This is a genomic window from Citrobacter sp. H12-3-2 (assembly GCF_009649895.1).
Taxonomy (GTDB): domain Bacteria; phylum Pseudomonadota; class Gammaproteobacteria; order Enterobacterales; family Enterobacteriaceae; genus Citrobacter; species Citrobacter portucalensis.
This window is the reverse complement of the sequence record NZ_CP045837.1, coordinates 1,368,862-1,382,074: the sequence shown is the minus strand read 5'-3', so window position 1 is coordinate 1,382,074 and position 13,213 is coordinate 1,368,862. Positions and strand designations below refer to the sequence as shown.

Sequence of the window (13,213 nt, the reverse complement as noted above, 5' to 3'; positions counted from 1 at the left end):
CTGTGAGCATGTTACTTTCGACTGAATAACTTGCTGATTTAGAATTTGATCCCGCTCACATGTTATCCTCTCAGACCACCTCAATTTTTACCGTAAGCCGCCTAAATCAGACGGTTCGTTTGCTGCTTGAGCAGGAAATGGGACAAGTTTGGATCAGCGGTGAAATCTCGAATTTCACTCAGCCGTCCTCCGGTCACTGGTATTTCACGCTCAAAGATGACACAGCCCAGGTACGCTGCGCGATGTTTCGCAACAGCAATCGACGGGTAACGTTCCGCCCACAGCACGGTCAGCAGGTCCTGGTACGCGCTAACATTACGTTGTACGAACCGCGTGGCGACTACCAGATAATTGTTGAGAGCATGCAGCCAGCTGGCGAAGGCTTGTTGCAGCAAAAATATGAGCAACTCAAAGCCAAACTGCATGCTGAAGGGCTATTCGATCAGCAGTTCAAAAAATCACTACCCTCTCCGGCTCACTGCGTTGGGGTCATTACCTCGAAAACCGGGGCTGCGCTGCACGACATTCTCCACGTGCTGGAGCGTCGTGACCCATCCCTGCCCGTTATTATCTACCCGACCGCGGTCCAGGGCGACGATGCGCCAGGACAGATCGTTCGCGCCATTGAGCTGGCGAACGCGCGGGGCGAGTGTGATGTGCTTATCGTCGGGCGCGGCGGCGGTTCTCTGGAAGATTTGTGGAGTTTTAACGACGAACGCGTAGCACGGGCAATCTTTGCCAGCCGCATCCCGGTGGTAAGCGCCGTCGGCCACGAAACAGATGTCACTATTGCCGATTTTATTGCAGATTTACGGGCGCCTACGCCATCGGCAGCGGCGGAAATTGTCAGCCGCAATCAACTGGAACTACTGCGTCAAATTCAGCATGGCCAGCAGCGTCTGGAGATGGCGATGGACTACTACATCGCCAACCGTACTCGTCGCTTTACCCAGCTTCATCACCGTTTGCAACAGCAACATCCGCAACTGCGTCTGGCCCGTCAGCAGACCGTGCTGGAGCGGCTGCGTCAGCGGATGAATTTCGCTCTTGAGAATAAGATTAAGCAGGCCAATCAGCGCCAACAGCGCGTAAGTCAACGCCTGAGCCAGCAAAACCCACAGCCGCGCATTTATCGGGCGCAAACCCGTATTCAGCAACTGGAGTACCGTCTGGCAGAGAATATCCGCGCACGTTTAAGTGCACAGCGAGAACGCTTCGGTAATGTGGTGACGCATCTTGAAGCGGTGAGTCCTCTCTCGACGCTCGCTCGCGGCTATAGCGTCACTACCGCGACCGACGGCAAAGTGCTGAAGCAGACCAAACAGGTAAAAACCGGTGATGTGCTCACTACCCGCCTGTCAGACGGCTGGGTAGAGAGCGAAGTGAAAGGCGTAACGACGGCAAAGAAAACGCGTAAGAAAAAGCCAGATTAAACCGGCACAAACTCCACACGTTTCTTCGAAATCAGACCATGACCATTCTGACAGAAGTAATCCACCGCGCCGCAGGCTTTTAACACCTGGAGTGGCTGATGGCACTCCGGGCAGCGGGCTTCTAACGGAATATCTTTTTTACAGTTTTCACAGTGTGCCACACCGTTTTGTGGTTCCAGTTCTGCATGACAATCCGGGCAGGTCATCGACATGGTGACTCCTTTAAATGGCGTTCAATTCTGCGCTAATTTTACCATGATACGCTTAGTGTGAACCACGCAACTGTTGCTGTAGGATCAGTAATCGTTCTACCTCATCCAGCCTGCGCTGCGTCGTGCGGCTCACCTCCTGCGGGCTGCGTTCAAACAGACTTTGCGTCCCCAGAATATGTTCCGCCAGACAATGGGCATAAATCGTACCAGGCAGACACCAGCGTTGCACAACATCACCGTCAATCAATTCGAGCACATCGTCGGCACCCCGTCGGTCGTAGCTGATGATACGCCCATCACGCAGATAAAGGCGCAGACCTTTTTGTCCGCCAGCAGGCCCCGCGTATTTATTCAGCCAGATATCCAACGGTACACCGCTAATCAGTCCTTGCAGATGCGCCTCTCCTTCAGCCGTGGTCAGGTCACCCTGGATGATGTTACGTCCCAGACGGTCTTTAGCGCTCTTCACCTGCAGGGTCATGCTGTCATTACCGCCCAGGTAACGCACTGTTTCACGCAGCATGGCCAGTACGTGTGTGCCAATGTCCAGAATCACACCGTCCGGGTGGCGAAGCTCACGCGTATCTGGCTCACCAGTGGCAAAGTTGAGCGCGATCGGCTCTCCTGTAGCGTTATATCCGCTCGGCTCCTGCAAAAAACCGTCAATTTTAACAACGTCTGAAAAGTGAGAGACAAGTGCCTGTTGTGGGTTATCGCCCTGCCACTGCGCACCGAGTTTTCCCAATGCCAGCTGCATTGCGCCATTGCGCGCCATCCAGTGGTCGAGCGCCAGCACACGGTCGGCAGCGTCGGGTTGCTCCAGCAGTGTTTTCAGTTTTTTAATTTGGGAAAGCGTGGCAACAATCGGTTTTTCAACCACGATTCGTGCGATGGGAGCGGCCAGCGCCTGTTCAAGCACATCGAGATGATGCAGGGATGCGGTGGTGATAAACAGGGTATCAAGCGGTGTTGCAAGAAGTTCAGCGAGCGATGCACAGCGTGTCACACCAGCGGGCTGTTTTGCGGGTTGCAGGTCAAATCCCACACAGCACAGGGAATCACCGTAAAGTTTACGCAATGCGGGCAAGTATGCCGTTTCAACGACTGCGCCAAGCCCAACAAACCCTAACAGCATGTTCTCACCTCGTAAATGAATTGGCCGGGACATCACGTCTGCCCCGGCACAATCGAGGTGTTATCAGGCGCTAGTAGCCGGTTTAGTTTGCGTATTCTCCAGCATGCGACGGATCGGCACAATGAGGACGATCAGTACCGCGGCGCAGATAAGCAACGCAATCGAGCAGCGAGCGAAGAGATCCGGCAGCATATCCAGTTGGTCGGCCTTAACATGACCACCAATCAGACCTGCGGCCAGGTTACCCAGCGCACTGGCGCAGAACCACAGGCCCATCATCTGCCCGCGCATTCTTTCCGGAGCCAGCAGCGTCATGGTCGCCAGACCGATCGGGCTCAGGCACAACTCACCAAGCGTCAGCATCAGGATACTGCCCACCAGCCAGAATGGGGAGACGCCTGCGCCACCGTTACTGAGAACGTTTTGCGCTGCCAGCATCATCAGACCAAAGCCTGCAGCGGCACAGAGAATACCGATAACGAACTTGGTGATGCTGCTCGGGCGAATGTTCATGCTCGCCAGTTTCGGCCATGCCCAGCTGAATACCGGTGCCAACAGAATGATAAACAGTGCGTTTATCGACTGGAACCAGACCGCCGGGATTTCAAAATCGCCGATCATACGGTTAGTGTAGTCATTAGCGAACAGGTTGAACGAGGTTGGCTTCTGCTCAAACGCAGACCAAAAGAACGCGGCGGAAACCAGCAGGATAAAGCAGACCAGCAGTCTGGCGCGCTCTTTGCGGTTCAGACCAGCAAAGACAAACAGGTAGATAAAATAAAGCGCGACGGAGGCGGCAATCACATACACCAGCATACTGGCAACCGCGACCGGATTTATCACAATCACGCCCTGCGCAATCAGCGTAACGATAACAGCTACGCCGACGGCCAGCGCCAGCAGCCACGCGCCCACACCGTTACGTTTCACTACCGGGCTGTTCCAGGTTGAGTCCAGACCCACTTCGCTGTCATAACGTTTCATCGATGGAACGGCAAACACGCGGAAGATGATCAACGCCACCAGCATCCCGATACCACCGATGCCAAAGCCCCAGTGCCAACCGTGGGATTTAATCAGCCAGCCGGAGATCAGCGGCGCGATAAACGACCCCATATTGATGCCCATATAGAACAGCGAGAAACCGCCGTCGCGACGCGCATCGCCTTTTTTATACAGCGTGCCAACCATCACTGAGATACAGGTTTTAAACAGACCGGAACCGAGCACGATAAACATCAGGCCGATAAAGAACAGGTTGTTCCCCATAATGGCCGAGAGCGCGATCGACAAGTGACCGAGCGCAATCAAAATGGAACCGTACCACACCGCTTTCTGTTGGCCGAGCCAGTTATCCGCCAGCCAGCCACCTGGCAGCGCGGCGAGATACATCGTACCGGCAAAGATACCCACAATCGCCGAGGCATTTTCACGCGCCAGCCCCATGCCGCCGTCATAAACGGTAGCAGCCATAAACAGGATCAGTAACGGGCGAATGCCGTAAAACGAGAAGCGCTCCCACATCTCTGTGAAAAACAGCGAGCCGAGCGGATAAGGATGACCGAAGAAAGTTCGGCTTTCTTTTTGATTAACAGAGGATTGCATAATTCTCCCGAAAGTTATGTCGTCGTGCGTGTAAACACCGCGATGTACGCCAGCCAGTTACGTATCTGACCGATTTTTTACATGCGGCGAAAAGTTATTTAACCATTTGATAACCTAAGGCTAGTTTTGTCTAGTACCAGCCCCCGGACTTTAAGATGAAAACTCGACAAATGTCTACTTTCTTAGATTTAAACTTGGCAAAAAACGAATAGTGATTGACTTTACACAGGGGGAGATCAGCAATGGCAGACGAAAAAAAACCCGCGACAAGCGCGGGTTTTTATCAACATCAGCAACGATTATTTGCTTTTTTTAATGTGCTTAATCAAACGTTTACGTTTACGCATCTGGGTCGGCGTCAGTGTATTACGTTTATTCGCAAACGGGTTTTCCCCTTCTTTGAACTGAATACGGATCGGCGTCCCCATCACGTCCAAAGACTTGCGGAAATAGTTCATCAGATAGCGCTTGTAGGAATCCGGCAGGTCTTTGACCTGGTTGCCGTGAATCACCACGATTGGCGGGTTATAACCACCGGCATGGGCATATTTCAGCTTCACACGACGACCACGCACCAGCGGCGGCTGATGATCTTCTACTGCCATGGTCATGATGCGCGTCAGCATCGCGGTGCTCACGCGACGTGTAGAGCTATCGTATGCTTCACGGACCGATTCAAACAGGTTACCCACGCCGCTACCGTGCAGAGCTGAGATAAAGTGTACGCGCGCAAAATCAATAAAGCCCAGACGGAAGTCCAGCGTCTCTTTGACCTGCTCTTTTACTTCCTGCGTCAGGCCATCCCACTTGTTCACAACGATAACAAGTGAGCGCCCACTATTGAGAATAAAGCCCAGCAGCGACAGGTCCTGATCGGAAATCCCTTCACGCGCGTCAATCACCAGCATCACCACGTTGGCATCTTCAATTGCCTGCAGCGTTTTGATTACTGAGAATTTTTCTACCGCTTCGGTAATTTTGCCGCGCTTACGCACACCCGCGGTATCGATGAGCACATATTCGCGTTCATCGCGCTGCATCGGAATATAAATACTGTCACGCGTGGTTCCCGGCATGTCGTAAACCACCACGCGGTCTTCGCCGAGAATACGGTTAGTAAGCGTGGACTTACCTACGTTCGGACGGCCGACGATTGCCAGTTTAATCGGCAAATCCTGCGGGTTGAAATCGTCTTCAGGCTCTTCTTCGCCGTTTTCTTTGGCTTCAAGCTGCGCCCAGTATTCTGCGTCTTCATCCACTTCTTCCTGAGGAGCAACGTCATCCATCCACGGCAGCAGAACATGCTCCAGCAGGCTGAGAACACCACGACCATGGGACGCCGCAATCGGATAAATTTCACCCAGACCCAATGAGTAGAAATCAACAACCGCCTGGTCAGGATCGAGTCCGTCAGTTTTGTTGGCGACCAGGAACGTCGGTTTCTGGCGCGAACGCAGGTGTTTAGCAATAGCTTCATCCGCTGGCATCAGGCCAGCACGCGCATCCACCATGAACAGCACAACGTCTGCTTCTTCGATAGCCAACAGCGACTGTTCCGCCATACGGGTTTCAACACCGTCTTCGGTGCCATCAATACCGCCGGTATCAATGCAGATAAACTCACGGCCTTCAATTTCCGCACGACCGTACTTACGGTCACGAGTCAGACCCGGGAAATCCGCAACCAGCGCATCTCGGGTGCGAGTTAGACGGTTAAATAACGTGGATTTGCCAACGTTAGGGCGCCCGACAAGCGCGACCACAGGTACCATGTTTAAAGCCTCATTTAAAAAATCATCAGACAACGGGCACATTTTTTGCCCCGTTGTTAAAAACAGTAAAACGGCCCCTGCACCAGGAGCCGTTTTTCAAAGCGAGCGGCCGGGACGATTAACGCGTAATGGAGTACAGCGTACCGTCTTTCGCCTGGATCAGCAGTTTACCATCAGCAGAGACCGGCTCGGTCAGGAAACCTGAGCTGTCGACTTTCTGCTGGGCAACAAAACGACCATCGTCAACGTTAATCCAGTGCAGGTAGCCTTCGCTATCACCGACGACCAGATTGCCATTATACAATACCGGGGACGTCAGCAGACGGTGCAGCAGATCGCTTTGCGTCCACAGCGTCACGCCGCCATCGGTGGTCAGCGCCAGTACGCGGTCATTCTGGTCAACCAGGTAGATACGGTTACCGTCGACGATGAAATCATTCACCGAGCCCAGTTCGCGTTTCCACATAATCTGACCGCTGCGCAGATCCAGCGCCGTCAGGTTACCATTATAAGCCAGCGCGTAAACAACGCCATTGACGATAACCGGCGTGGTATCAACGTCGCTCAGACGATCGATTTCCGTTGGGCCTGTCGCCTGAGAGATACGCTGCTGCCAAATCATCTGGCCTTGCTGCATCAGCACGGCGCTCACGCGACCGTTATCACCGCCGACAATAGCTGCGCCAAAGGCGGTTGCCGGAGCGGATTCACCACGCAGAGACAGGGAAGGCATGTCGAGGTTAACGGTCCATTTGATGGCGCCATCAGCTTCGTTTAATGCCTGCAACTGGCCGTTGCTGGTGTGGATCAAAACTACGCCATCGCTCACAACAGGACGAGACAGCGCTTCACCGGCAACTTTCGTCTGCCACGCGGTGGTACCGTCGCTGGTATTCAACGCATAAACCTGTGCTTTTTCGCTGCCAATGTAAACATGTCCGCCGGACACGGTTACACCGCCAGAAAGCTGTGCAGATGCACGGGAGAACCAGCCGTCTTTCTCACCCAGATTAACAGACCAGACTTCTTTGCCGTCGTCCGCATTCAACGCCTTAACGACACCGGCGCGATCGGCTGCATAGACAACGTTATCCGCCAGCGCAGGGTGAAGATTGGAATAGAAATCACCAATACCGTTACCTACGGAGGTGCTCCATTCCGTAGATGGAGTAAACTGGTTTTCAACCACCGGTAATGGGGACATCTTAACGACATCTTCTTCGCCACTAAACAGTGAACAGCCGCTCAATAGGGTAACGGAAAGCAGCCCTGGCAGAAGTAATTTACGCAATTGCATCGGGTCCCTCTCAGATGGACAAATTATTGATTTTCATCTGCATCATTTCGCTCAGAGCAGGAGAGGCATCGCTTTTCACACCCGCTTCCCATGCGCTACGCGCACCTTGTTTGTCGCCTTTGCTCAGCAACGCTTCACCGCGCAGATCGGCAACAATGGCCGTCCACCCTTCACCTTTAATGGTGTCGAGTGTTTTCAGCGCGGTATCAGCCTGTTTAAGCTGAACCTGAACACGAGCCAGACGCAGGTTAATCACCGCTTTGAGATTTTCATCGCTGGTCGCAGCCAAGCCCTGTTGCAGCTGACTTGCGGCTTTCTCAAGTTCATTTTGGTCAACAAACTGCTGCGCAAGTTCCAGTGAAGCTAGCGCGCCGTAGGTATTTTTATTCTCTGCAGCAAATTTCTCAGCGGCAGGAATGCTGTCCGGTTTACCCGCGCTAACCGCAGTCACCGTATTTTGATATGCCAAAGAAGCAGAGCGTGCGGACTCCGTCTGATGGCTGGTCCAGTAACGCCAACCAACCAGCGCGCCAACCCCTAAAATGATCCCAACAGCCAGCGCCTTGCCGTTTTCAGCAAAGAAGCGTTTTACCGCATCAACCTGGTCGTGTTCGTTCTCGTAAATTTCCACGCTGTCCTTCTCCTTAGCCCAGTAAAGTGCGCAAATGCGCGGCAACGCTATCCTGCGCTACTGCCGTTTGCTCACCAGAGCGCAAATCCTTCACTACAACAGTACCGTCAGCCACTTCGGACTCGCCCAGTACCAGTGCAACGCGGGCGCCCCACTTATCGGCACGGGCAAACTGTTTCTTAAAGTTGCCGCCACCGTGGTTTGTCATCAGTTTCACACCAGGAACTTCATCGCGCAGACGTTCTGCAAGCGTCATTGCCGCCGACTGCGTGTTCGCCCCTGAAGCAACCAGGTATATATCGACAACAGGATCTGCGTTAAATTCCGGATTAACTGCCTGAACTAACAAAACAAGTCGTTCCAGCCCCATAGCAAAGCCCACGGCTGGCGTTGCACGACCGCCAAGTTGCTCTACCAGACCGTCGTAACGACCACCGGCACACACGGTGCCCTGAGAGCCAAGGCTGCTGGTGACCCACTCAAATACGGTGCGGTTGTAGTAATCAAGACCACGAACCAGACGCTGATTGACGGTGTAGGCAATGCCTGCGGATTCCAGCAGTTTGCACAAGCCCGCGAAGTGCTCGCGAGAGTCGTCATCAAGATAGTCGCCCAGTGCAGGCGCGTCGTTGAGCAGCGCCTGTACTTCCGGGTTTTTGGAGTCGAGAACGCGCAGCGGATTGGTGTACATACGACGCTTGCAGTCTTCGTCCAGTTTCTCTTTATGCAGTTCCAGGTAGGCGACCAACGCATCACGGTAGTTAGCGCGGGCTTCAAGCGAACCGATTGAGTTCAGCTCAAGGCTAACATGCTGAGAAATACCCAGCGCGCGCCACCAGCGAGCGGTCAGCATAATCAGCTCCGCATCGATGTCCGGGCCTTGCAGGCCAAATACTTCGACACCCAACTGATGGAATTGACGATAGCGTCCTTTCTGCGGACGTTCGTGGCGGAACATCGGCCCGATATACCACAGACGCTGTTCCTGATTGTACAGGAGACCATGTTCGATGCCGGCGCGTACGCAGCCCGCAGTCCCTTCAGGACGCAATGTCAGGCTGTCGCCATTACGGTCCTCAAAGGTATACATCTCTTTTTCAACCACGTCGGTGACTTCACCGATCGCGCGTTTGAATAACGGGGTCTGCTCTACAATCGGCAAGCGGATTTCACTGTAACCGTAGCTACCGAGCACGTTTTTGAGAGTGCCTTCAATGCGCTGCCAGATGGCGGTTTCGCCAGGCAGATAATCGTTCATGCCGCGAATGGCTTGAATGTTTTTTGCCACGTTTATTCTCTTTATGAATATAAAAATGAACCCTCAGCGCTAACCCGAACAATGCGGGCGCCATGCGGGTTCAATCATACACGGGAAGCACGCCGCTTCCCATCACGTTGTTATTTTTCAAGCTGCTGCACGTCGATACGACGCGCTTCGTCCAGAATACTCGCTTTAGCGCGGATGCGGGCTTCAAGCTGCGTAATCATATCGTCGTTATCGAGTCTGTCCTTACGCACGCCGTCTTCATACAGGCCGCTTTTCTTGTTACCGCCCGTCACGCCCAGCGTAGAAACCAGCGCTTCACCAGGACCGTTTACCACGCAACCGATGATCGAAACGTCCATTGGCGTAATGATATCTTCCAGGCGTTGCTCCAGCGCGTTAACCGTACCAATAACGTCAAACTCCTGACGCGAACAGGTTGGGCAAGCGATGAAGTTGATCCCGCGCGCGCGAATGCGCAGCGATTTCAGGATATCGAAACCCACTTTGATCTCTTCCACCGGATCGGCTGCCAGAGAAACACGCAGCGTATCGCCGATCCCTTCAGATAACAGCAGGCCAAGGCCGATCGCGGACTTCACCGAACCACTACGCAGGCCACCGGCTTCGGTGATCCCCAGATGCAGCGGTTGATCGATCTGTTTCGCCAGCAGGCGATAGGATTCTACGGCGAGGAAAACGTCAGACGCTTTAACACTGACTTTGAATTGATCGAAGTTCAGACGATCGAGGTGATCCACGTGGCGCATAGCGGATTCCAGCAGCGCCTGCGGCGTCGGTTCACCGTATTTTTCCTGCAGATCTTTTTCCAGCGATCCGGCGTTGACGCCGATACGGATAGGAATATTTTTATCACGAGCGCAATCCACCACCATGCGAATACGCTCTTCACTGCCGATATTACCTGGGTTAATACGCAGGCAATCAACACCGTATTCCGCTACCTTCAGCGCGATACGATAGTCGAAGTGAATATCGGCAACCAGCGGGACGTTAACCTGCTGTTTGATAAGCTTGAACGCTTCTGCGGCATCCATTGTCGGTACAGAGACACGAACAATGTCTGCGCCTACGCGTTCCAGCGCTTTAATCTGATTAACCGTCGCTTCCACATCCGTGGTACGCGTATTAGTCATAGACTGTACGGCGATGGGCGCACCATCGCCGATCGGCACGTTCCCAACGTAAATGCGTGTCGATTTTCTACGTTGAATTGGAGCCTGGTTATGCATTAAAAAATCTCCCGCATTGCCGTCTGTTACTGAGCCGGTGATTGTTCGGCATTAACGGTCAGACGCGCAACCTGGTTAGTTCTGATAAAACGACTCAGATCGACAGGTTTACCCTGGAACTGAATCTGCACTGCCGCCGGGGCGCCAATTTTCAGTTTGTACGGCGCTTGACCGGTCAGGTTTAGATTGCCGTCTTTACGCTGCATCCCGCTGAACAGTTTTTTACCGGTCGCATCGGTTACTTCCAGCCAGCAATCGGCGGTAAAGTTCATCACCAGCGCGTTAGGATCGGCTGCAGGTGTAGTCACACCTGCCTGATCGGTCGGCAGAGGAGCCGCTGTAGCTGGCGCTGTTGGCGCTGCGGTTGCGGTATCGATGTTAGCCTGAGATGGGGCAACAACGGCGTTCTGTTGCGCATCAGCGGCGGGTGCCGGGGTCGCAGCAACGTCTGGCGTTGGCGCTGCGTCCGCTACCGCACCATCGTCAGGAGCCGGAGGGGTATCCTGCCCTGCTGCTGCGCTGGTATCTAACGGTACGTTCTGCGCACCCTCTTTACCGGCATTCAGCTCAGCAGAGGATTGATCGGCCATAGTGGTGATCTCTTCCTGCTGCGCTTTATGGTTCTGCCACCACCAGGCACCAGTCAGTCCGACAACGACAAACAGTACCAGCCAGGTAAAGGTCATTAACCAGCCGTCACGTTTCTTACGACGCTTACCGAGCGAGAAGCTCTGCATCGGTGCGACCTTAGCTGGTCGAATCGGAGCCTGTTTTTCCAGCCCTGGCAACAGTTCTTCTTCAGGAATATGCACCAGACGCGCATAAGAACGGATATACCCGCGCAGGAATGTTGAAGCAAGATCGGCTGGCGCCTTATCCTCTTCAATATCGCGTACCGTGGAGACCTTCAGGCAAAGTCGCTCCGCGACTGCCTGCTGGCTGAATCCGAGTTGTTCACGGGCATTGCGCAGACGAACGCCGGTGGATAGTGTTTCATTTTTGTCGTGCGTGGCTTCAGTATTCATTCGCTACAGCTGCGTAAATTTGGGTTCTGATGCCGGCGAGCCACAATGCTCACCCACACCGCGAAACATCTGGTCAGTTAACCTTCGTCAGACAGTATAAAACGGTCAGACTATCAATGACAAAACGGCGTAAACCTGAGGGCTAAACACTTGTTACGCCGTTACATACTGCCTTAAAGTCGACAAAAACGCACCGTTATTATTGACCTGACGACGACAACAAAAAACCTCATATGGCTTACGTTGCACTACGGTACAGGAATTATACCGTAGTGCGCCAACATCAAACGGTCTTAATCTCGATAGCGTCGCCCTGCATGCGCTTACGCAGAGTACGCTTGGTACGGTCGATAACGTCGCCCGCCAGCTGACCGCAGGCTGCATCGATGTCATCACCACGTGTTTTACGCACGATGGTAGTGAAACCATAGCTCATCAACACTTTGGAGAAACGATCGATACGGCTGTTAGAACTACGGCCATACGGCGCGCCCGGGAACGGGTTCCACGGGATCAGGTTGATCTTACACGGCGTATCTTTCAGCAGTTCTGCCAGCTGATGCGCGTGTTCAGTGCCATCATTGATGTGATCTAACATCACATACTCAATGGTTACACGACCCTGGTTAGCGTTGGACTTCTCCAGATAACGACGAACCGCGCCAAGGAATGTTTCGATATTGTACTTTTTGTTGATAGGTACAATTTCGTCACGAATTTCATCGTTCGGCGCATGCAGAGAAATCGCCAGCGCGACGTCAATCATATCACCCAGCTTATCCAGCGCAGGGACAACACCTGAGGTGGAGAGCGTGACGCGACGCTTGGACAGCCCAAAACCGAAGTCATCGAGCATGATTTCCATCGCCGGAACCACGTTGGTCAGGTTGAGCAGCGGCTCGCCCATCCCCATCATCACCACGTTGGTAATAGGACGCACGCCCGTAGCCTTCACCGCACCGACGATCTTCGCCGCGCGCCAGACCTGACCAATGATCTCCGATACCCGTAGGTTACGGTTAAAGCCCTGTTGCGCCGTAGAGCAGAATTTACACTCTAATGCGCACCCGACCTGTGAAGAAACACACAGGGTCGCACGATCGTCTTCCGGGATATACACCGTTTCAACGCGCTGATCGCCAACCGCGATAGCCCATTTGATCGTACCGTCAGAAGAACGCTGCTCTTCCACCACTTCCGGGGCGCGAATTTCAGCCACTTCTTTCAGCTTGTTACGCAGCACCTTGTTGATGTCAGTCATGTCATCAAAGTTGTCGCTGCAATAGTGGTACATCCACTTCATGACCTGATCGGCACGAAACGGTTTTTCGCCCATCTCTTTGAAGAATTCGCGCATTTGCTGACGGTTCAGATCCAGCAGGTTAATTTTTCCATTTTTATTTGGAACCGCAGGAATGACGACTTCAGAGGTGTTAACTAATTCAGACATAATTTTTTCCGGCCTCGTTGTTACACGTTGTGGCCCGTGGAGGGTTAAAAAGAAACGCCCCGGCAAGCGATCTGCTCTTCCGGGGCGTTGCATTGTACAAAGTCTGGCGCAGGGATGCCACGTTTGCACGAAGCAT

At 53.4% G+C, this 13,213-nt stretch carries 11 protein-coding genes; 1 reads left to right on the top strand and 10 read right to left on the bottom strand.

Translation table 11 applies throughout. From position 1 onward, the window contains the following. Window positions 1-59: 59 nt before the first annotated feature. On the top strand, window positions 60-1,433 hold the full coding sequence (xseA, locus tag GHC22_RS06525) for an exodeoxyribonuclease VII large subunit (protein ID WP_153752490.1): 1,374 nt from the start codon (window positions 60-62) through the stop codon (window positions 1,431-1,433). Here the strand turns inward: xseA and GHC22_RS06520 are convergent. The 10 genes from GHC22_RS06520 to GHC22_RS06475 form a co-directional block, all read right to left on the bottom strand. Further along, window positions 1,430-1,645, bottom strand: coding sequence for a zinc ribbon domain-containing protein (locus GHC22_RS06520; RefSeq protein WP_003835160.1), 216 nt, complete (start codon window positions 1,643-1,645; stop codon window positions 1,430-1,432). The two genes, xseA and GHC22_RS06520, sit on opposite strands and share 4 nt — an antisense overlap. 52 nt (window positions 1,646-1,697) lie before the next feature. Beyond that, the gene (locus tag GHC22_RS06515) at window positions 1,698-2,780 is read right to left on the bottom strand and encodes a Gfo/Idh/MocA family oxidoreductase (protein ID WP_153753962.1); all 1,083 of its coding nucleotides are present in this window, start codon (window positions 2,778-2,780) and stop codon (window positions 1,698-1,700) included. A gap of 63 nt (window positions 2,781-2,843) precedes the next feature. Further along, window positions 2,844-4,385 (bottom strand): peptide MFS transporter, encoded by a 1,542-nt coding sequence (locus tag GHC22_RS06510; protein WP_003835166.1) that lies wholly within the window; start codon window positions 4,383-4,385, stop codon window positions 2,844-2,846. A gap of 299 nt (window positions 4,386-4,684) precedes the next feature. Beyond that, entirely contained in the window at window positions 4,685-6,157 is a 1,473-nt protein-coding gene (der, locus tag GHC22_RS06505; RefSeq protein WP_003835168.1) for a ribosome biogenesis GTPase Der, read from the bottom strand. A 118-nt stretch (window positions 6,158-6,275) separates the two neighbouring features. Next, on the bottom strand, window positions 6,276-7,454 hold the full coding sequence (gene bamB, locus GHC22_RS06500; protein WP_153752488.1) for an outer membrane protein assembly factor BamB: 1,179 nt from the start codon (window positions 7,452-7,454) through the stop codon (window positions 6,276-6,278). A 10-nt stretch (window positions 7,455-7,464) separates the two neighbouring features. Then, a complete protein-coding gene (locus GHC22_RS06495; RefSeq protein ID WP_003835172.1) occupies window positions 7,465-8,085 on the bottom strand; it encodes a YfgM family protein in 621 nt (206 codons plus the stop codon). Between the two features lie 13 nt (window positions 8,086-8,098). Then, complete coding sequence (gene hisS, locus GHC22_RS06490) at window positions 8,099-9,373, bottom strand: histidine--tRNA ligase (RefSeq protein ID WP_103285636.1); 1,275 nt, start codon at window positions 9,371-9,373, stop codon at window positions 8,099-8,101. Between the two features lie 110 nt (window positions 9,374-9,483). After that, window positions 9,484-10,602, bottom strand: a complete 1,119-nt coding sequence (gene ispG, locus GHC22_RS06485; protein WP_003037720.1) for a flavodoxin-dependent (E)-4-hydroxy-3-methylbut-2-enyl-diphosphate synthase — start codon at window positions 10,600-10,602, stop codon at window positions 9,484-9,486. Between the two features lie 26 nt (window positions 10,603-10,628). Further along, window positions 10,629-11,627 (bottom strand): cytoskeleton protein RodZ, encoded by a 999-nt coding sequence (gene rodZ, locus GHC22_RS06480; RefSeq protein ID WP_153752486.1) that lies wholly within the window; start codon window positions 11,625-11,627, stop codon window positions 10,629-10,631. A 283-nt stretch (window positions 11,628-11,910) separates the two neighbouring features. Then, complete coding sequence (locus GHC22_RS06475; RefSeq protein ID WP_008785455.1) at window positions 11,911-13,077, bottom strand: bifunctional tRNA (adenosine(37)-C2)-methyltransferase TrmG/ribosomal RNA large subunit methyltransferase RlmN; 1,167 nt, start codon at window positions 13,075-13,077, stop codon at window positions 11,911-11,913. Window positions 13,078-13,213 lie beyond the last annotated feature (136 nt).

What these genes read in the sequence shown, in the direction of transcription:
- xseA (WP_153752490.1), top strand. Translation starts at nt 60, where the DNA reads ATGTTATCCTCTCAGACCACCTCAATTTTTACCGTAAGCCGCCTAAAT.
- GHC22_RS06520 (WP_003835160.1), bottom strand. Translation starts at nt 1,645, where the DNA reads ATGTCGATGACCTGCCCGGATTGTCATGCAGAACTGGAACCACAAAAC.
- GHC22_RS06515 (WP_153753962.1), bottom strand. Translation starts at nt 2,780, where the DNA reads ATGCTGTTAGGGTTTGTTGGGCTTGGCGCAGTCGTTGAAACGGCATAC.
- GHC22_RS06510 (WP_003835166.1), bottom strand. Translation starts at nt 4,385, where the DNA reads ATGCAATCCTCTGTTAATCAAAAAGAAAGCCGAACTTTCTTCGGTCAT.
- der (WP_003835168.1), bottom strand. Translation starts at nt 6,157, where the DNA reads ATGGTACCTGTGGTCGCGCTTGTCGGGCGCCCTAACGTTGGCAAATCC.
- bamB (WP_153752488.1), bottom strand. Translation starts at nt 7,454, where the DNA reads ATGCAATTGCGTAAATTACTTCTGCCAGGGCTGCTTTCCGTTACCCTA.
- ispG (WP_003037720.1), bottom strand. Translation starts at nt 10,602, where the DNA reads ATGCATAACCAGGCTCCAATTCAACGTAGAAAATCGACACGCATTTAC.
- rodZ (WP_153752486.1), bottom strand. Translation starts at nt 11,627, where the DNA reads ATGAATACTGAAGCCACGCACGACAAAAATGAAACACTATCCACCGGC.
- GHC22_RS06475 (WP_008785455.1), bottom strand. Translation starts at nt 13,077, where the DNA reads ATGTCTGAATTAGTTAACACCTCTGAAGTCGTCATTCCTGCGGTTCCA.